Origin of the sequence: Streptomyces sp. NPDC003077 (genome assembly GCF_040611095.1) — a bacterium.
Classification (GTDB): Bacteria; Actinomycetota; Actinomycetes; order Streptomycetales; family Streptomycetaceae; genus Streptomyces.
Genome location: NZ_JBEXNM010000045.1, coordinates 56,029 through 75,189, shown reverse-complemented (window position 1 = coordinate 75,189; position 19,161 = coordinate 56,029). Strand labels below are relative to the sequence as shown.

Genomic DNA, 19,161 nt, shown 5'->3' with positions numbered 1-19,161 from the left:
GCCCCGGCCGTCCCGGGGCCCTGGGCCTCGGCCCGCGGCCTTCGCCGGGCCCCTGGCCTCGTCCCCCGCCTTCTGCGGGCTCGGGGCCCCGGCCACCTCGGGGGCCGGGGCCCAGAGCCCCGGTCCTTGGCCCTCGGCCTCCTCCGGCCCCGCCCCTCAGCCCTCCGCCGACGCCGTGTCCACCACCTTCGTGGTGTCCACCGGCTCCGGCCCGTCCACCGGTTCCCCCGCATCCACCGGCTCCGCCGCCCGTCCCGCAGGCGCGTCCTCGATCGGGCCCACGCGCCCCGGGAGCAGTGCCTCCACCGCCTGCCGCTGCGCCTCGCCCGTCGCCTCGTCGAACGGGTCGGGCGTGGCCGGGACCTGCAACCGGTGCACCGGTCCGCCACCCAGCCGCGCGTACCCCCGCCCCGGTGGCAGGTGCGCCGGAGGCGTCGTGTGCGGCGGCGCGCCCAGCACCGCGCCCGCCTCGCGTGCCGTGACCGGGCCCAGCACCACCCGGGCCCGCGTGTGGGTCCGCACCGCCTCACTCAGGCCCCCCGCGTGTTCCAGGTGCTCGGCCACCACCACCGTGACCTGCGCCGCCCGTCCGTGGCGCAGCGGGATGTCGAGCAGCGACTGGGGGTCCGCGCGCCCTTCGGCCGCCGCGAGGTGGGCCAGTCCGCTCGGGCGGTCGACGATGATCCACAGAGGCCGCCGGGTGTCCTCGGGTGCCGGGCGGCCGATCTGCCGGGCGCGGTTGGTGGTGATCAGCCGCCGCTCGGTCTCGTGGGCCGCCCATTCCAGCGTCGCCGTCGCGCCGAGCAGGCCGTGTTCCACGCCCATGACGCCGGTCCGCCCCGCCAGGCACGCGAACTCGCCGGTGCCGGTCCCGTCGATCACCAGCACGTCGCCGTGGAGGAGCCCCTGCAACGCGATCGACCGCAGCAGCGTGGTGGTGCCGGCCCCCGGGCGGCCCAGTGCCAGCAGGTGCGGCTCGGTGGAACGGTGGCCGGTCCGCCACACCACCGGCGGCTCGTCCCGGGTCCGGTCCCCGCAGGTCACCGGCAGGGTGCGGGGCACCGAGTCCGGGTCGGTGAAACCCAGGACCGTCTCGCCCGGCGCCGTCACGAACCGCTGGATGACGATGTCGGCCGGCAGCGCGCCGAGCACCGTCAGGACCAGCCGGTTGTCCTCCTCGTCCCAGGCGAAGTGGTACTCCCGGCCGCGCCCCGACTTCGCGTGCAGCACCTGCTCGACGCGGTCCCGGGCCTCGGGCTCCCCGTCGGTGAAGTACGCCGGGTACTTCAGGGACAGCCGGGTGAGCCGGTCGCCCTCGTCGAACTCGTACGACGTAAAGGGCTGCTGCCAGTCCCCGCCGTGGGCGTACAGGGGCCGCGGATCGTGCTCGGCGGAGAAGTACGGGACCAGGGCCTCGTACAGGGCCTGGAGCCGTTCGGCGCGCGCCCCGTCCGGCCCGGCCGGCCCGGGCGTCCGCTCCCGCCCCGCCCACGCCGCCGCCGCCATCACGCAGACCAGCGCCAGCAGCGGCCCGTACGGGACCAGCGCGACCACCATCAGGCACGCGGCGCCGGCGAACGCCGCCGGTCCCCGGCGCTCCTTGGGCGTCGCCTTCCAGCGACGCAGGGCTGCCACGGCCAGCAGGCGCAGCCCGCGGCTGATGACGAGCAGCGGGTGGAACACGTCGGTGGCGTTGTCGGCCGCGGCCCGCACGGCGTCGCGGACGCGCGTCGGCCCGGCAGCGTCGCTCAGGGCGCGGGGCAGAAGGCGCCGGGCCACGTCCATCTCCTTGGGGTCGGGTTGCGGTGTCGGGGGTGCTCCGCCGTGCGTGTCGTGGAGGGGCCGGGCAGGACGTTCGCCGGGTGGGACGCGGCGGCTTCGGTGGGTGCGTGGGGCGCTCGGGACGATGCGGGGAAGTCGTGGGACGGGGAGCCGGGGGGTGGGAAACCGTGGGACGGAGGCTCCTGGGACGGGGGCTCCTGGGACGGGGGCCTCGTCGCGGCCTCAGAGTTTGATGCCGCCGAGGAGGCTGGCCAGGCTGGCGCCGCCCGCCTTGATGCTGGGGGCGATCGCGGTCCCCGCGAGGTAGAACCCGAAGAGCGCGCAGACCAGGGCGTGGGAGACCTTGAGTCCGTCCTTGCGGAAGAACAGGAACACGATGATGCCGAGCAGCACGGCGGCGGAGATGGACAGAATCATGGTCGTTCTCTCCTCGATGGTGGGGACGGTCACCATGGGTCTTTCCAGCCTCACAGTAAGTGCGAAGACGCCAAAAGCTGCGAATGGGTGATTTGGCGTCGAAACCCGCCATTGGTGTGTTTATCGGGAAAGATTCGGGCGGGCGGAGGGTGAAGCGAGGGCAGGGGGAGCCCCGTCGTCGGCCGACGGCGCGGACGAGGTGCCGCGGGCGCCCTACTGGATCTGAGGGGCCCTCCGGATCTCGGGCCGGGCGTTCCCGCTCGTCCGCCCGGCCTGGGGCGGGTGTCCGACGGACCCCTCGGTACGGATGCGGTTCACGGGGCCGTCACAATCGAGGGGTGTCCAAGAACCACGCGCGCCGGCGAACGGCGATCACTTCCGACTCGCCCTGCCCCTGCGGCCTCCCCCAGTCCTACGGCGACTGCTGCGGCGGCTTCCACCAGGGGCGGGCCGAGGCCCCCACGGCCGAGCGGCTGATGCGGTCGCGCTACAGCGCGTTCGCCGTCGGCGACGCCGCCTACCTGCTGCGTTCCTGGCACTCCGCGACCCGTCCGGCGACGCTGGACTTCGAGCCGGGGCAGCGGTGGACCGGGCTGGAGATCCTCGGGAGCACGGGCGGGAGCGCCTTCCACACCGAGGGCACCGTCGCGTTCCGGGCCCACTACACCCTGGACGGGGAGCCCGGTGTTCAGGAGGAGGACAGCCGGTTCGTCCGGGAGCAGGGACGGTGGGTGTACGTGGACCCGGTCGCGTAAGGCGTTTCCGTCCGGGCGAGGGCGTGCCGACCGGCCTGCCCGTGCTTCCCTCCTGGCTCGCTCCCATCGCGGCGCCGCGGCCCTGTATGCGGGCCGCCGCGCCCCTGGGAGGGGACCCTCAAAGCCCCCGTCCGCGCAACTGTTCGAGTTCGCGCCGGTCGCGCTTGGTGGGCCGGCCGGCGCCCCGGTCGCGCACCGCGACGACGGGGATCTCCTCGCGCGGCGGGGGCGGCGGGCTGTTGTCGATGAAGCACTCGGCGGCCACGCTCGCGCCCACCCGCTTGCTGACGATCCGCGAGACCACCACGATCCGCTCCCGTCCGGCGTGCCGCAGCCGTACCTCGTCCCCGTTGCGCACCGCGTGCGCGGCCTTCACCCGCTCGCCGTTCACCCGCACGTGCCCGGCCCGGCACGCCGCGGTGGCCAGTGAACGGGTCTTGGTGAGCCGGACGGACCAGATCCAGCTGTCCACACGCGTGGTCCCCTCGTCTGAAGCCATGCCACGACTTTAAAGCCGGACGGCGGCGGGCCGGGGCGCGCCCTCCTCGGCCGTGTCCGACCGGAGCACCCCCGGCGCACCGAGGCCGCGTGGACGGTACGGGGCGGCGCGGACGCGTGTCGCCGGCGGCGCCCGCCCGCGTCCGCCGGGCGGCCGGTCAGCGGAAGTCGTCGGCGTGGTCCCGGGCCCACTGGGCGAAGGTGCGGGCCGGTATGCCGGTGACCTGCTGGGCGGTGGGCTGCGGGCCCAGGGCGGCCGGGTCGAAGTCCGCGAGAGCGTGCGGGTCGGCCGGGTTGCCCTCGTAGTCCTCGAAACCGAGCAGGAAGTCCGCGTTGGCCGCGGCGAAGCCTCCCTGCCGCCGGTAGAGCTCCCGTGCCTCCTCCGGGGTGACCTTCTCGAAGCGGATCTCCTCCCCGATGGCCGAGGCGATGGCGTCCGCCTGATCGCGCAGGCTGATGGGGCCCGGGCCGTTGAGGGTGTACGCCGCGCCGACGTGGCCGTCGTCGAGGAGGGCGGCGACCGCCACGTCGGCGATGTCCCTCTCGTGGACGGGGAACCAGGCCGCGTCGGGGTGCGGATGGCGCACCACCCGGTGCTCGCGGATGGACGGCCCCCACAACGCCACCTTGTTCGCCGCGAACTCGCCCGGGCGGACGTGGGTCCACTCCAGGCCGGACGCCTCGACGGCCTGCTCCACCGGGAGGTGGTGGCTGGCGTCCAGGCCGGCGGTCACCGCCCCCGACGACAGGGTGACGATGCGCCGCACGCCGGCCTCCTCGGCTGCGGCGACCACCTCGCGGGCGGTTCCGGGGACGGGGAAGAGGAACAGCCGCTCGACGCCCGTCAGGGCGGCGCGCAGGGTGCCGGGGCGCGCGAGGTCACCGGCGACGACCTCGGCGCCCTCGGGGAGGCCGGCCGCGTCCGGATCGCGGGTCAGGGCGCGCACGTCCGCGCCCCGGCCGAGGAGCCCCTCGGTCACCAGACGGCCGACATTTCCGGTGGCGCCGCTCACCAAGAACTTCACGGTTCGTCCTCCGCATCTATGGCCCGGTGGGACGGATGGCCCGTCCCGCCGGGGCAGCTTATTTCCGTATGCCATACGGATAACATTTACCGTACCATATACGGAAAAGCGTGAACGAGCACGGCGGGAGCGGGTCCGGTCCATGGCGAGGAAGGGCAGCGGGGAAGGCGACCCCAGGAAGACGCTGCGGTTGCTCTGGCGCGGGACCGGCCCCGACGGCGGCCCCCGGCGCGGACGCCGGCCGCGCGTCACGGTGGACCAGATCGTCGCCGCGGCCGTCGCGGTGGCCGACCGCGAGAACCTGGACGCCATGACCATGGAGAAGGTCGCCGGAGAACTCGGCCTGGCCACCATGTCGCTCTACACCCACATCCCCGGCCGGGCCGAACTCGTCGACCTCATGGTGGACGCGGTCTGGCGCGAACTCGGCCTGCCGCTGGGCGCGGAACCGCGCCCGGACGGCTGGCGGGCGCAGATCGAGCTGTACGCCCGGCGCGCCTCCGCGACGCACCGGCGGCACCCGTGGCTGCGGGAGATCTCCACCGTGCGGCCCCCGCTCGGCCCCGGGCTGCTGGCCCGGCAGGAGTACCTGCTCTCCGTCCTGACCGGCGCCGGGCTGACCGCCCGGCGGGCCGCCGCCGCGGCCGGAGCCGTCGTGACCTTCGTCGAGGCCACCGCGGGCACCGAAGCCGAGCACGCCCTGGCCGAGCGGGTGAGCGGGCAGTCGGAGCGGGACTGGTGGGCGGCGCGCCAGGCCTTCTGGGACGACACCTTCGACCCCGCCCGCTACCCCGCCATCGCGCGGGCGTGGCAGGAGGGCGGCCTGCTCCCCAGCGCGGCCGAGGCGTCCGCCGACGCGCGGGACTTCGGTCTCCGGGGGCTGCTGGACGGCATCGAGGCGGCGCTGAGGCGCTGAGCGACCGGGCGGTTGCGAGGGCGGAGCCTGGTAGCTGCGGGGGAGAGACGGGGCAGTGAGGAGGACGGGCGCCTACGCCGACGTCCTCCCGCCGCGCTTGGCCGCGCTCTTCTTGGCCGGGGCGCGCTTCTCGCCGGGCTGTTTCCTCGCCGTGGTCTTCTTGGCCGTCTTCTTCTCCGCGGCGCCCTTCTTGCCGTTCTCCTCGGCCGGGGCCGCCCCACCGGCCTTGGAAGAGGACGTCTTCTTCGCGGTGGTCTTCTTGGCGGTCTTCCGCGACTCGATCGGCGTCACCGACGCCGACTCGCGGCCCTCCCCGTCCTCCTCCTCTTCGCCGCGGGCCGCGCGGGCCGCCCGGACGCTGCTCTCCAGGGCCGCCATGAGGTCGATGACCTGGCCGCCGGGCTTGGCCCCGGTGTCCGGCACGGTGGGCTCGCCGCCCTCCAGTTTCGTGGCGACCAGCTGTTCGACGGCCTCGCGGTAGTCGTCGTGCAGCTCGGAGGAGTCCAGCTCCCCCAGGGAGTCCATGAGCGTCTCCGCCAGCGTCAGCTCGTTGTCACGGATCTTGATGTCCTCCTGGGGCACCACACCCGTGGCGGGGCGCACCTGGTCCGGCCACAACAGGGTGTGCATGACGATCGCCTCGTCGTGGGAGCGGAGCATCACCAGCGTCTCCCGCCCGTGCATGGCCACCTTGCCGATCGCGATCTTCCGGTGGTGCTCCAGCGCCTCCCGCAGCAGGGTGTACGGCTTGGCCGCCGCCAGGCCGTTCGGGCCCAGGTAGTAGGACTTCTCCATCTGCAGCGGGTCGATCTCGCCCGGGTCGAGGAACGCGAGGATGGTCAGCGTCTTCGCGGTCGGCAGCGGGAGCTTGGCCAGGTCGTCGTCGCTGATGGGGACGATGGTGTCGCCGGCGGCCGGGTATCCCTTGCCGACCTCCTCGTTGGGCACCTCCTCCCCGTCCAGCGCGCAGAACTTGCGGTACTGGATCCGGCCGCCGTCCTTCTCGTGGATGCGGACGAAGGAGACCGAGGCCGTGCGGTCGGTCGCGCTGTAGGTCTTCACGGGGATGCTGACCAGACCGAAGGAAATGGTGCCATTCCATACGGATCGCATATTTCATCCCTTGTGTGGGATTCTCATCGTATGTCGCCTATCACACACGTGGAGGGCCGACGCCTCTCGCTGACCAACCTCGAAAAGATCGTCTATCCGGCCACCGGCACCACCAAGGGCGAGGTGGTGCACTACTACGCGACCACCGCCGCCACGCTCCTGCCCCACCTCCACGACCGCCCGGTCTCCTTCCTGCGCTACCCCGACGGGCCGGACGGCCAGATGTTCTTCACCAAGAACGTTCCGCCCGGGACGCCCGCCTGGGTGACCACCTCCGAGGTGCCCAGCTCCACCGCGGAGTCCCGGCGCCAGGTGCTCGTCCAGGACATGCCGTCGCTGGTCTGGGCGGTCAACCTGGTCGTGGAACTGCACACCCCCCAGTGGACGACCGCGTCACCGCGCGTCGCCGACCGCCTCGTCCTGGACCTCGACCCCGGAGCGCCGGCCACCATCGTCGACTGCTGCGCCGCCGCCCTGTGGCTCCGCGACCGGCTCCGCGCCGACGGCCTGCGGGCCTTCGCCAAGACCAGCGGCTCCAAGGGGCTGCACCTCCTGGCGCGCATCGAGCCGACCCCCTCCGCCGAGGTCACCGCGTACGCCAAGTCCGTCGCGGTGGAGGCGGAGCACGCCCACCCCGACCGGATCGTGCACCGGATGACCAAGGCGCTGCGGCCGGGCAAGGTCTTCATCGACTACTCGCAGAACGCGGCGGCCAAGACCACCGCCGCCCCCTACACCCTCCGCGCCCGCCCGCTCCCCACCGCGTCCTCCCCGGTCACCTGGCAGGAGGTTGCGGACTGCGCCGACCCCGGGGAACTGGACTTCCTCTTCACCGACACCACCGCCCGCCTCGCCCGGGACGGCGACCTGCTCGCCCCGCTCCTGGACGAGGACCTCGCCGCCCCGCTCCCCGGCGCCCGCGGCTGAGGACGCGGGAGCCCTGCGCCATGACCGACGACAGCCATCTGCCATGACCGACGACAGGCCCCCGCTATGACCGACGACAGGCACCCGTCATGAGGCACGACAGGGCCCCGTCATGACCGGCGCCCCGGCCCCGGACGACGCGGTCGTCCTCCACCCGCCCGTCGAAGTGGTGCGGCCCCGCGCGGTGGACACGCTCCCGGCCGAGCGCGGGATGCGGGGCGGCACGCAGTACAGCATCAAGCTGGACGGCTTCCGCTGCCTGGTGTTCGCCCGGGGCGCCCGGACGCGGCTCCAGTCGCGCGGCGGCGGCGAGCTGTCCGACCGGATGCCCGAGGTCGCGGGACTGGTCGCGGGACTGCCCGCCGGGCTGGTGCTGGACGGGGAGATCTGCGCCTGGCGGGACGGGCGGTTCGCCTTCTCCGAACTGCTGCGGACGCCCGCGACCCGGGCGGCGGCCGGCGTCCCGGTCGGCTACGTCGCCTTCGACGTGCTGGCCGTCCCCGGCCGGGACGTGCGCGTCCTCCCGCTCGCCGAACGCTGGGACCTGCTCAAGGACGCCCTCGCGGAGGCGGGTTCGCCGGTTCCCACGGTGCTCGCCACCACCGACCGGGCCGAGGCGCTGGACTGGATGACCGCCCTCGCCCCGCAGGGGGTGGAGGGCCTGGTCGCCAAGGCGCTCGCGTCCGCCTACCGCCCGGGTGACCGCACCGCCTGGGTGAAGTACCGCCGCGCGGACACCGTCGATGCCCGGCTGGTGGGGGTCGTCGGCCCGGCCCGCCGCCCGCGCGCCGTCGTCGTCGAATTCCCCGACGGGACGCGGGCGGTGTCCTCGCCGCAGTTGGAGCCGATGGCCGCCCGCGAGATCGCCGAGGTGGTCCAGGGACGGCTGGGCGCGACGGTGATGACGGAGGACGGGACGGCGGTGCGGGCGGTCGAGAACGGCCCTCCGGTCGAGCTGCGCGTCGGCAGCGGACGGCATGCGACGGTCCGCTTCGTCCGCGTCCGCGACCCGGAGGCGTGAGGCGACGGGACAGGGACGTGGGCGGGCAGGCGGGCGGCGCTCTGCTTCCGCAGCACGAGTCCTGCTTCCGCATCACATGCCCCGCTTCCGCAGGAGCACAGAACCACCCAAACAGTAAGTAATTCACCCCTCCGAGTGATTGCTCCGAGAGGGGTGATGCTTTCGTGCTATCGCCATCCGCAGTCATCCCAACGGTCTCCCCTTCCTCCAAACTCCCGGTATCCCAACCGTTTCCGGACGATGAGGAACCCCCCAAATGAGACCCACGCGCGCCATCCTCTCCACCATCGTCGGCGTCGGCCTGGCCGCCGCCCTGGGCACCGCCCCGGCGACCGCCGCCACCCCCCAGCAGGCCGCCCCCACCTCGTACGCCCAGTACTCCGGGTCCAAGGCCGAGGCGTCCGCCAACAAGGCGTTCTTCGAGGCGGTCATGAAGTCGGTGGCCGCCAAGCGGGCGGCGAACCCCGGCCTGCGCGCCGTCACGGTCACCTACAACGCCTCCAGCGCCCCCACCTTCCGCACCCAGATAGCGCGCAGCGCCCAGATCTGGAACAGCTCGGTGACCAACGTCCAGCTGCGCGAGGGCACCAACGCCGACTTCCGGTATTACGAGGGCAACGACTCCCGCGGCTCGTACGCGAGCACCGACGGGCACGGCCGGGGCTACATATTCCTGGACTACCGCCAGAACCAGCAGTACAACTCCACCCGCGTCACCGCCCACGAGACCGGGCACGTGCTGGGCCTGCCCGACCACTACTCGGGCCCCTGCAGTGAGCTGATGTCGGGCGGTGGCCCCGGCCCGTCCTGCACGAACCCCAACCCGAACGCGCAGGAGCGCGCCCGCGTCAACCAGCTGTGGGCGAACGGCCTGGCCTCCGCGTTCAAGCCGGCCGCCTGACCCACGGCGGATCGTCCTGGTCCACGGCCGGTCGTCCTGGTCCACGGCGGGTCGTCACGGGGTGGCATCGGCACCGCCCCGCGACGGCCCGGCCGTCCCCACCGTCCCAGGTTTTCCCCCGGTCGTCCCAGACGTCCCCGCCTTTCCCACCGCTCGTCCCATGGCTCGCACCGGCCGGCTTCCCGCCACCCCCCACCGGCCGGTGCGGGACCGCCAACTGGACGAACGCCGCGTGACGCGGCGCGGCGGCCCGGGTACGGCTGTGCGCAGCAGGCGCACACACGGTCGTCTGGTGGGCGTGAGATGAGGGGTGCCAACGGTGGCCGAGTTCCTGACGGACATTGAGACCATTCGTGACCGAGCACGCAAGGAGATCGAGAAGGGCCCGGTGACCGACGCGTACGGGGCGGACCTGGACCGGGTCCTCCAGGTGCTGAACGAAGCACTGGCCACCGAGATCGTGTGCACCTTGCGGTACAAGCGTCACTACTTCACGGCGTCCGGGCTCTATTCCGAGCCGGTCGCCGCCGAATTCCTGGAGCACTCCCAGGAGGAGCAGGAACACGCCGACAAACTGGCGGAACGCATCGTTCAACTCGGCGGGGAACCGGACTTCGACCCCGATACGCTCACCCGCCGCTCGCACGCGCAGTACGACGCCAGCGCGGACCTGATCGACATGATCAAAGAGGACCTGATCGCCGAACGGGTGGCCATCGCCTCGTACACGGAGATCGCGCAGTGGCTCGGCGAGAAGGACCCGACGACCCGGCGGGTGTTCGAGGACATCCTCTCCCAGGAGGAGGAACACGCCGACGACATGCGCAGCTTCCTGGAACGGATTCCGGTGGACCGACCGGGCGTGTGACGCGCGAGGTCGCGGGGGGAGGCGCGAGGCCGCGGAGGCGCGAGGTCGAGGGCGTCCGCCGGACCTGCCCGGGGCGGACGGGACGCGGTGCCGGCCGGCGGGAACGGCCGGATCCGGGCGGGAGTGGTCAGAAGTCCGTGTCGGAGTGCCGTGCGTGGCCGTGCCGGTAGCTGAGGGACGCCGGGGTCTCCGCCTGGATGCGCGGGAGCCCGGCGGTGGCACGCAGCGCGGCGTCGACCAGGAGGCCGGGCAGGGGAGTGGCCTGGGCGGCTGCCGATGAGGTGCCTGTGACCACCGCACCGGTCAGGAGGACGAGAGCGCCGAGTTTCTTGATCACGTCGTGCACAACGAGCGCTCGGCCCCCCACGTCACGCCCCACCCCGCGCCCTCGCGCCCTCGGCCCGGGCCCCGAGGCTCCCTGGCACCGTCTTCCCCACGGATCCCACCGCCCCCGTCCCGGCGCCCCAGGGCACCCCGGCACCGTCCTTCCCCCGGATCCCGCCCCGCCTCACCCCGGCAACCGCAACGCGATCATCGCGATGTCGTCGTACCCGGTGCCGACCGGCGGGCTCAGCAACGCGTCGCAGAAGCGGTCCAGCGGCTCGCGGGCGAGGGCGGCGGCGCGGCGGCGCAGCCGTTCCAGGCCCTGGTCCAGATCCTCGTCCGGGCGTTCCACCAGGCCGTCCGTATAGAGCAGGACGGTGGACGCGGGCGGCAGCGGGTGGACGGCGCTGTTGCGGGGCTCGTCCATCTGGAGGCCGCCCAGCAGCAGGTCTTGCGCGGCCTCCAGGAAGCAGGCACCGTTCTCCACCGTCGCGACCAGCGGCGGCGGGTGGCCGGCGACGGAGTAGTTCAGCTGCCAGGGGCCGCCCCGGGAGCCCTCGACGCGGGCCAGGACGCAGGTGGCGGTGCCCTCTTCGGGGCTCAGGGCCTGCATGCAGACGTCCAGGCGGCGCAGGATGTCGCCCGGCGGCTCCTCGCGGTCGACGGTCAGCGCGCGCAGCATGTTGCGCAGCTTGCTCATGGTGACGGCGGCCCCGAGGTCGTGGCCGGCCACGTCGCCGATGATCAGTGTCGTGGCGCCGTCGCCCAGCACGAACGAGTCGTACCAGTCCCCGCCCACGTCGGCGGCGGCCGGGCTGGGCAGGTAGCGCGCCACGATGTCCACGCCCGGGACGTCGGGCGGCGCGGTGAGCAGGCTGTGCTGCAGCGCGCGGGCGACCCGCTGGGTGCGCTGCAGGGTCAGCGCGTGGCTGAGCGGGGCGTGCGCCTGCTCGATCAGTTCGCGCATCAGGTCGCGGTCGCCTCGGGGGATCGGGTCGCGGGTCCCGCAGACGAAGGCCGACACCACCGCCGCCACCGCGCCGTCGACCAGGACCGGCAGCATGACCCCGCTGTGCGCTCCCGTACGGACGAGCCAGGGCCGGGTGCCCGGCGGCGCGAAGTCCTCCGGAACGTCCCCCGGGGGAAAGGTGCGGTGCACCGGCTGCCGTTCGCGGACCGCCTTGCCGATGGCGTGCCGCGGGTCGACGCTCTCCTCGCGGCGCGGCGGCAGCCCCGGGGGCAGGCCGGGCCGCGCCCTGGCCGCCACGCGGGTCACCAGGAGCGGGCCCCAGTCGTCCTGCTGCGGGTGTTCGGACTCGTTGAGCAGGTAGATGCCGCACTCGTCGGCGAGCGAGGGGACGATGACGCCGCTCAGCGCGGCGAACGCCTCCGGGGCGCTGGGCGACTCGGTCGCCGCCTGCGCGGCGCGGCCGAGGAGCTTCTGGCGCCGGTCCAGCCGCCACCGCTCCTCGATGTCGGTGCAGGCCGCCATCCACTCCACCACGGCCCCGTCCTCGCGGACCGGCACCGCCCGCAGGTCGCAGTGGCGGTAGCTGCCGTCGGCGTGCCGCAGCCGGTAGACGTACTCGAAGAGGTCGGGCACCTCCTCCACGGCGCGGAACCAGGCCGCCGTCAGCCCCGGCCGGTCCTCCGGGTGGGCGGTCTCCAGCCAGCCGTCGCCGCGCAGTTCCTCCCACGGCTTCCCGGTCACCCGCTCCCACGCCTCGTTGCGTTCCACGATGTGGCCTTGGGGGTCGCTCACCCACACCTTCTGGGCCCCGGCGGTGACCAGGCTCTGATAACGCCGCAGCGCCCGGCGGCGCTCCTCGGCGAGCAGCCGGCTCCGCTCCACGGCGCTGACCTGCTCGGTGACCTCCACGACGACCACCAGCACGCCGCGATCACCGTCGGTGACGGACAGGCCGGACAGGCTGAACGAGAAGTACCGCTCCTCGACCGAGCCGTGCGCGTAGCGGACGGTCACGGGCGCGGCGGCGACCTGGACGGGCTGTCCGGTGGCGTACACGCCGTCGAGCATGTCCAGGTATTCCTGCTCGGCCAGGTCGGCGAAGGCCGTGCGGAGCGGGCTGCCGAGGGGCCGGTCGCCGAAGACGTTGCGGTAGATGTCGTTCATGTACGTCAGGACGAGTTCCTTGCCCCGGAAAACCGCCACGCCCACCGGCGCCGGGTCGAAGACCTCCAACGGCAGGCCGCTGGGTGTCGGGTTCTCGTGTGCTCCCTGCTTCTCGTGTGCTCCCTGCGATGACGACATGGTTCCCATCAAGAGCCAGGCATCCCGGAACCGAACGGAGCGAACGGAGGCACGACCGACGGACACGGGGCGAACAGACCGGACGAAAACGACATTAACCCGACTGCTCGCCCCGTCCCCGGCACCACTCCCGGTGTCTCCGCGCCCGTCGTCCGTCTCCTGCCCGAGAGCTCCTACGAGGACGGCGCCGCCACGGGAGCGGCGGACGCGCGGTGCCGGCCACCGCCAGGCCCGCCCCCGGGCGTCGGCAGGGAAACCCCCCGCCCTCAGGCCCTACGCCGCCGCGCCCCCGAACTCCCGCACGGCATCCGTCACGATCTTCTCCAGCCGCGCGTGGTGCGCGCCGCGCCAGTAGACCCGCTCGCAGACGGTGCACTGCGCGAACACGTCGTAGGTGCGCCGGGTGCCGCCCTCCAGCCGTTCCTCGACCGCGCCCTTCTCCGCGTCGCGCAGCGGACCGTTGCAGGCCGTGCAGCGGGTCCACGGCGCGAGCCGCGGCGCGAAGCGCCCCAGGACGTCCCGGAGCTGCTCGTCCGGCTGGTCGCTGTACACGAACGCCCCGGCCCAGATCTCGCGGCGCCGCAGCAGCCCCCGGTCCCGGGAGAGCAGCACCCGCCGCTCGTCCGCCGAGAGCGTGGCGAGCACCGGATCGCCGAGGTCCGTCGCCTCGTACGCGGCGTCGACGCCCAGCAGCCGCAACCGCCGGGCCAGCGTCCCCAGATGGACGTCCAGCAGGAACCGCAGCGGGGCCCCGGGCACCTCCTGCGGCCGGACGACCTCGTGCACCTCGACGGTCTCGCCCGCGCCCGGCAGATGGGACGGCGTCACCGTGCGGCCGTCGACGACCAGCCGCCCGACCTCCGTGAGCGGCACGCCGAGCGACTCGACCACGTGCCCCAGCGTGGAGGTCCCGTCGGTGGTGACCGCGGCCCGCTCCCGCCGGAATCCGGCGGCGGCGAAGAACCGCAGTTCAGGGGCGAGGCTCACATGGATCACGGGTCTGTTCATCCCCTCAGAATGCCACCGGTCCATGCCGGTGCGGAGCGTGGGAGAGAGGCGGGAGGGACCTGCGGGCGCCGAAGGACGGAAGGAGGGGAGAAGAAGGCGAAAGAGAGGAGGGAAGAAGAAGCCAAGGACGCGGAAGAAAGAGGGAAAGCGGAAGGGGATGGGGCGGTCGGAACAGGGGCGTAACGGGGGCGGACGGAGGCGTGGCCCCGCGCGTCGGTGGCCCGGGTCGTCAGGCCCCTGTGCTGCCTTTTGCGGTGAGTCGCTGCTTCCGCGCCCACCGGTGGCGGGAAATCATCGGGTGTGACCCAGCGTCACCCCGTCGCCACCGCACGCCCGGAGGTCCGGCCCATGGCCACGCACGCCGTTCCCTTCCGCCCCGTCTCCGGCCCGCGCGGGCTGCCGCTGCTCGGGAACCTGCCGGCCTTCGGCAAGGACCCGCTGGCTTTCCTCGCGCGGCTGCGGGACGACTTCGGGGACGCGGTGACCTGGTCGCTCGGGCCCCGCAGGGCCCTGTTCATCTCGCACCCCCAGCACATCGCCGAAATGCTCGCGGAGGTCGAACGCAGCTTCGACATCCTGGAGATCGGCTGGTCGCTGCGGCAGATCGTCGGGGACAGCGTGGTCCGCAGCCGGGGCGCCGACTGGCGCCGCAAGCGGTCCCTGGTCCAGCCGGTGGTCCGGCCTCGCCAGGTGCGCGGCTACGCCGCGACCATGGTCGACTGCGCGCGCGCCTGCGCCGACCGCTGGCAGGACGGGGAGCACGTCGATGTCCAGCGGGAGATGACCTCGGTCACCCAACGCATCGTGCTGCGCACCCTGTTCGGGAACGAGCTGGGGGACCGGTCCGAGGCGATCGGCGACGCGGTGGCCGTTCTGGAGCGTGAGGCGGGCGCCGAGCTGCGCGGCATCGGCCTCTTCCTGCCCTCGTGGGTGCGCACCCCGTCGCGGCGCCGGCTGCTCACCGCCCTGCGCACCGTCGACGCCGAGATCCACCGGCTCGTCCGGGCCCGGCGGGCGGCTCCGGACGCGACCGCCGAGCCCCGCGACGACCTGCTCGGCCGACTGCTCGCGGCACGGGACGAGGACGGCCGCCCGCTGTCGGAGAAGGAGGTCCGGGACGAGGCGCTGACACTCTGGGTCGCCGGACACGAGACCACCGCCACCGCGCTGGGCTGGGCCTGGTACCTGCTGTCTGCTTCCCCCGGCGCTCGGGACCGGCTCACCGACGAACTCGAACGGGTCCTGGCCGGCCGCCCGCCGGGCATCGACGACTACGACCGGCTGCCGTGGACCCGGCAGATCGTCAAAGAAGCGCTGCGGCTCTACCCGCCCGCCTGGACGGTTCCCGCGGTGGCCCGGGAGGGCGCCACGCTGGCCGGTCACCCGCTCGCGGCCGGGACCACGGTGTGGTGCAGCCAGTGGGCCGCCCACCGGGACCCCCGCTGGTTCCCCGAACCGGAGGCGTTCCGCCCCGAGCGCTGGGACGCGGACGCCCCCGACGTGGTGCCCGACCACGCCTGGTTCCCCTTCGGAGCCGGGCAGCGCACGTGTCTGGGGGCCCGGTTCGCCCTGGTGGAGGCGGTGCTGCTGCTGGCGACACTGGGGCAGCGGTTCCACGTGGAGATGGACCCGGGGGAGGTGGCGCCCCGGGCGGGCCTGCTGCTCAAGCCGGCCGCGCCGCTGCGGGCCACCCTCCGCGCGCTGGGGTGACGCGCCCTGGCGTGACGCGCGCGGGCGGGGCATCGTGTCCCGGCCATCGACGGGGGGTTCACCGCGTGCCATTCTCGTTCCCGGTCCGTCTGTTCGAGGCCGTGGGTGTGGACTATGCGAGGCCATGGGTGCGCAAGGGCGACATCGCCGAGGGCTTCCCGATCGACCGTTCCTCGGCCGACCGTAGGTGGCCGGATGGTTTCCCGCCTGATCGCCTTTCGGCTGTTCGTGGCGGTTCTGCTCTGTCTGCTTGCCGTCGGCTGCGGCGGCCAGGGGGACGAGGGAGACCACAGTGGCGCCGGCGCGACCGCCACGCCGACGGGCAGCGTGCCGACGGGCGGTGCGTCGGCGGGGGACGGCGGGCCGGGAGCCGGTTCCGGAGCGGCCGGTGGCGGCGGCGCGCCCGGGGCTCCCGGCGACGGCGGTGACAACCAGGCCCCGGGTGCCCCCGGCGCACCGGGGAACGGCGGAGGCGGCCGGAAGGACAAGGACGGCCCGAACGTCCCCGGCGCCCCGTTGCGGATCCCGCCGATCACCAATCTGTCCGGCCAGCCGATCAACGATCCGGACGTGTGGGCCGACATCGAGGGACAGTTCCGGCGCCAGTGCGCCCGCACCTACAAGACCGACACCCTGTGCGTGACGCTGGTCCGCAGCTACGGCCCCTACGACGACGTCCACCCATCCTGCGCGTTCGAGGGGACGGACCCGGCCGTGGGCAAAACGGTCAAGCGGTACGGCCGGGTGCGCATCCTCGGCAAGGAACCGTGCCCGCCGACGAGCCCGCCCACCGAACCGACCGACGAGACGACCAGCCCCGGGACACCGGGCACGACTCCCGGCACACCCCGGCCGACGGCCACCGCAGGGGAGACCACCGCGGCACCACCCCCGGGCGAAGGCGACGGAGGGACGGCACCCGACAACGTTCCACCACCCGGCCCGTCGGCCTCCGCCACCCCAGCCCCGTGACCGTCCCCAGCGCCCCCGAGCGGGACGATCCCCCCACCTCACGCGCCGAACACCTGATCCTCACCTACGGCGCCGTGCTCGGACCCACGACCCTGATCACCGGGCTGCTGTACTACTTCGGCTGGCACCACGTCTTCTGGTTCTTCGCCTACTTCGGCGTGAACGCGACCGTGCTCGACTTCGGCGTGGCCGACTACCTCATGCGCAGCCTGGACGCCCTGTTCGTCCCCATGGTGGTCACCGCCGTGGCCGGGCTGCTCGCCTTCTGGGGCCACGACCTCCTCCGCGCCCGCCTCGTGTCCGGGGCGCTGCCGCGGCTGTCGCGCGTCCTCGTCCCCGTCCTGGCGGGCGCCGGTCTCCTGCCGGCCCTCGGCGGGCTGTGGAGCGTCTTCGCCCCGACGTTCCTCAGGGAGCACCTGGTGCTCGCGCCGCTGAGCCTGGCGGCCGGGGTCTCGCTGCTGGTGTACGCCCTGCGGCTGCGGCGCGCCCTGGCGGCGGCGGGCGGCGCGGGCGGGGGCCGCACGACGCCAGGAGCGGACGCCGACGAGCCCCCGGCCCGGGGCGCCCCGCCCGGTACGGCCGACCGGCTCTCCGGTCCGCGGGACGCCGAGGCGGCGGGGAGTGCCGGGGACCGGGGGACCGCGGGACCGGGCGGCGCCCCCGCGCCCGGCCGGGGCGCGGCCCGGCCGCACACCGGATGGGCCGCCGTCGCCGAGTGGACCGTGGTGTTCGTCCTCGTCGGGCTGAGCCTGTTCTGGGCGGCCAACGACTACGCCGCCGCGGTCGGCCGGTCGCGGGCCCGGGAGTTCGTGGCCGGGCTGGCCGGCGAGCCCACCGCCGTCCTGTACAGCGCCCGCGACCTCAGCCTCGGCGCCCCGGGCGTGCGCCGGACGCGCTGCCACGACGACCGGGCCGCCTACCGTTTCCGCTACGACGGCCTCAAGCTCCTGCTCCAGTCCGGGAACCAGTACGTGTTCCTGCCGGAGCGCTGGACCCCGGCGGACGGGGTCGCCGTCGTCCTCCCGCGCACCGACTCCGTACGGCTGGAATTCGGCCCGCCGGGCTTCGGCGCGGGACGACGGCCGACGTGTTGAGCGGCGCCCCGAGCCGTTGAGCCCGACCGCCATGCGGCCCATCCCGCCTGCGGCACCCCGCCCACCCGTCGGAAAGTGGAAAACCGGCATACCTGGGCACTCGAAAACCCCCGTCCCGCCCCGAACGCCCATCGGCCCCCGCCCCCGAGGATCCCCCCGTGCACTGGTACCCCCTCACACTGACCACCCCCGTCAAACCGCACGTCTTCGGCGGCCGGGCGATCCCCGAGCGGCTCGGCCGGACCGGCCTGCCCGACGGGCGGATCGCCGAGACGTGGGAGGTCAGCGACGTGGAGAGGGAAGGCGCACGGGTCGAGGACGGGCCACTGGCCGGGGTGTCGCTGCGCCGGCTGACGCGGGAGCACCCGGACGCCCTGGTCGGGCGCGGCTGGCGCGGGCCGCGCTTCCCCCTGCTGACGAAGTTCATCGACGCCACCGGGCCGCTGCCGGTCCACCTCCACGCGGACGACGCCGACGCCCGGCACCTGGAGGGCGAGCCCAACGGCAAGACGGAGGCGTGGCACGTCCTGGACGCGGTGCCGGGCGCGACCGCCCTGGTGGGCGTGCGCGCGGGGGTGGACCGGGAACGGCTGCGGCAGGCGCTGCTCGACCAGGACTTCGACGCCGTCATGCGGCGGCTGCCCGTACGCGCCGGCGAGACGCTGTACGTGCCCGCCGGGACGCTGCACAGCTTCGGCCCCGGCACCCTCGTCTACGAGATCGAGCAGACCTCCGACCTCCAGGAACACGCCATGCGCCACCGCATGGAGGACGGCGGCGCGCTCGACGACGGGGAATGGCGCGCCAACATCGAGGCCCTGCTGCGGCAGTGGAAGCCGGAACACCGGCCGGATTTCGCGCCCGGCCTGCGGCTCCCCGACCGGGACGACGCGGAGCGGGTGATCCTGTGCGCCGGGCCGTACTTCGCACTGGAGCGCCGGCGCGCCGGGTCCACGGCGTCGGTGGTGCACGCCTTCGACACGGCCGTCGTGCTGAGCAACGCCGGCGGGCCCGTCACCGTGGTCTGCGCGGGCCGCTCCTGGGAGCTGGACCGGGGGCGGACGCTGCTGCTGCCCGCGGCACTCGGCCGGGTGGAGATCCCCGGCCCCGCCGACGTCCTCCTCGGCTACCTCCCCGACCTGGACCGCGACATCCGCGTCCCGTTGGCGGCGGCCGGGTACGGCCCCGCCGCGTCGGCGACCCTGGGACCGGTCGCGCCCGCCCGGTAGGCCCGGGGGCCGGCGCTCCCCGGCACTTCAGGGCGTCACGAACCGGACAACTTCTGGCACCGAGTGCCGTACTCGTCGGCAACCTGGCAGTACGGAATGCGGCGATCTACGATCACAGACGATCAGTGGCCCACGCCGAGGGGGTTCCGTGGCGACGGCAGCCGGCACCTCACGGCCGCTCTCATGGCCAACCGGCCGCCGTCCGGACGGCACCCCCGCCGGGTACCCCGTCCTGACGGGACGCCCGGGCGCGACGCCGGGCGTTACGGCGCCCAGCGCCCCGCCCGCCCCTCTCCGCGTGTGCGCGCGCCGCTGCTCGCACGGGTCCG

General features: G+C 74.0%; 18 protein-coding genes. 10 read left to right on the top strand and 8 right to left on the bottom strand.

Translation table 11 applies throughout. From position 1 onward, the window contains the following. Nucleotides 1-156 precede the first annotated feature (156 nt). Entirely contained in the window at nt 157-1,779 is a 1,623-nt protein-coding gene (locus tag ABZX96_RS26015; RefSeq protein WP_355549019.1) for a hypothetical protein, read from the bottom strand. Nucleotides 1,780-2,004: 225 nt separating this feature from the next. Then, entirely contained in the window at nt 2,005-2,199 is a 195-nt protein-coding gene (locus tag ABZX96_RS26010) for a hypothetical protein (RefSeq protein ID WP_355549017.1), read from the bottom strand. A 338-nt stretch (nt 2,200-2,537) separates the two neighbouring features. On the opposite strand from ABZX96_RS26010, the gene ABZX96_RS26005 reads away from it, so the two are divergent. Beyond that, complete coding sequence (locus ABZX96_RS26005) at nt 2,538-2,954, top strand: YchJ family metal-binding protein (protein ID WP_355549016.1); 417 nt, start codon at nt 2,538-2,540, stop codon at nt 2,952-2,954. A gap of 118 nt (nt 2,955-3,072) precedes the next feature. Here ABZX96_RS26005 and ABZX96_RS26000 read toward each other — a convergent pair whose 3' ends face one another. Beyond that, nucleotides 3,073-3,453, bottom strand: a complete 381-nt coding sequence (locus ABZX96_RS26000) for an RNA-binding S4 domain-containing protein (RefSeq protein ID WP_355549014.1) — start codon at nt 3,451-3,453, stop codon at nt 3,073-3,075. A gap of 157 nt (nt 3,454-3,610) precedes the next feature. After that, nucleotides 3,611-4,477: an NAD(P)H-binding protein gene (locus ABZX96_RS25995; protein WP_355549012.1), complete on the bottom strand. Its 867-nt coding sequence runs from the start codon at nt 4,475-4,477 to the stop codon at nt 3,611-3,613. A 142-nt stretch (nt 4,478-4,619) separates the two neighbouring features. Here ABZX96_RS25995 and ABZX96_RS25990 point away from each other — a divergent pair, with 142 nt between their 5' ends. Further along, nucleotides 4,620-5,393: a TetR/AcrR family transcriptional regulator C-terminal domain-containing protein gene (locus ABZX96_RS25990; protein ID WP_355549010.1), complete on the top strand. Its 774-nt coding sequence runs from the start codon at nt 4,620-4,622 to the stop codon at nt 5,391-5,393. Nucleotides 5,394-5,465: 72 nt separating this feature from the next. Here the strand turns inward: ABZX96_RS25990 and ABZX96_RS25985 are convergent, their stop codons facing one another. Beyond that, nucleotides 5,466-6,506, bottom strand: coding sequence for a Ku protein (locus ABZX96_RS25985; protein ID WP_355549008.1), 1,041 nt, complete (start codon nt 6,504-6,506; stop codon nt 5,466-5,468). Between the two features lie 30 nt (nt 6,507-6,536). Between ABZX96_RS25985 and ligD the strand changes: the two genes are divergently transcribed. The 4 genes from ligD to ABZX96_RS25965 all read left to right on the top strand — a co-directional run bounded on the left by ligD (nt 6,537) and on the right by ABZX96_RS25965 (nt 10,223). Further along, nucleotides 6,537-7,433 (top strand): non-homologous end-joining DNA ligase, encoded by an 897-nt coding sequence (ligD, locus tag ABZX96_RS25980; RefSeq protein WP_355549006.1) that lies wholly within the window; start codon nt 6,537-6,539, stop codon nt 7,431-7,433. A gap of 112 nt (nt 7,434-7,545) precedes the next feature. After that, nucleotides 7,546-8,454, top strand: coding sequence for a DNA ligase (locus tag ABZX96_RS25975; RefSeq protein ID WP_355549004.1), 909 nt, complete (start codon nt 7,546-7,548; stop codon nt 8,452-8,454). 256 nt (nt 8,455-8,710) lie between these two features. Then, complete coding sequence (gene snpA / locus ABZX96_RS25970) at nt 8,711-9,355, top strand: snapalysin (RefSeq protein ID WP_355549003.1); 645 nt, start codon at nt 8,711-8,713, stop codon at nt 9,353-9,355. Nucleotides 9,356-9,674: 319 nt separating this feature from the next. After that, complete coding sequence (locus tag ABZX96_RS25965; RefSeq protein WP_355549001.1) at nt 9,675-10,223, top strand: ferritin-like domain-containing protein; 549 nt, start codon at nt 9,675-9,677, stop codon at nt 10,221-10,223. Between the two features lie 127 nt (nt 10,224-10,350). Here ABZX96_RS25965 and ABZX96_RS25960 read toward each other — a convergent pair whose 3' ends face one another. The 3 genes from ABZX96_RS25960 to ABZX96_RS25950 form a co-directional block, all read right to left on the bottom strand. Further along, nucleotides 10,351-10,560, bottom strand: a complete 210-nt coding sequence (locus ABZX96_RS25960) for a hypothetical protein (RefSeq protein ID WP_355548999.1) — start codon at nt 10,558-10,560, stop codon at nt 10,351-10,353. Between the two features lie 171 nt (nt 10,561-10,731). Continuing rightward, nucleotides 10,732-12,819, bottom strand: coding sequence for a SpoIIE family protein phosphatase (locus ABZX96_RS25955; RefSeq protein WP_355548997.1), 2,088 nt, complete (start codon nt 12,817-12,819; stop codon nt 10,732-10,734). Nucleotides 12,820-13,092: 273 nt separating this feature from the next. Further along, the gene (locus tag ABZX96_RS25950; RefSeq protein WP_355548996.1) at nt 13,093-13,827 is read right to left on the bottom strand and encodes a Mut7-C RNAse domain-containing protein; all 735 of its coding nucleotides are present in this window, start codon (nt 13,825-13,827) and stop codon (nt 13,093-13,095) included. 348 nt (nt 13,828-14,175) lie between these two features. Between ABZX96_RS25950 and ABZX96_RS25945 the strand changes: the two genes are divergently transcribed. The 4 genes from ABZX96_RS25945 (at nt 14,176) to ABZX96_RS25930 (ending at nt 18,832) form a co-directional block, all read left to right on the top strand. Continuing rightward, on the top strand, nt 14,176-15,537 hold the full coding sequence (locus ABZX96_RS25945) for a cytochrome P450 (protein WP_355548995.1): 1,362 nt from the start codon (nt 14,176-14,178) through the stop codon (nt 15,535-15,537). 195 nt (nt 15,538-15,732) lie between these two features. Further along, nucleotides 15,733-16,509, top strand: coding sequence for a hypothetical protein (locus tag ABZX96_RS25940; RefSeq protein ID WP_355548994.1), 777 nt, complete (start codon nt 15,733-15,735; stop codon nt 16,507-16,509). After that, nucleotides 16,506-17,603, top strand: a complete 1,098-nt coding sequence (locus tag ABZX96_RS25935) for a hypothetical protein (RefSeq protein ID WP_355548992.1) — start codon at nt 16,506-16,508, stop codon at nt 17,601-17,603. The genes ABZX96_RS25940 and ABZX96_RS25935 overlap by 4 nt, the downstream gene beginning before the upstream one ends. A gap of 158 nt (nt 17,604-17,761) precedes the next feature. Continuing rightward, nucleotides 17,762-18,832 (top strand): class I mannose-6-phosphate isomerase, encoded by a 1,071-nt coding sequence (locus tag ABZX96_RS25930; protein WP_355548990.1) that lies wholly within the window; start codon nt 17,762-17,764, stop codon nt 18,830-18,832. Nucleotides 18,833-19,161: the final 329 nt, after the last annotated feature.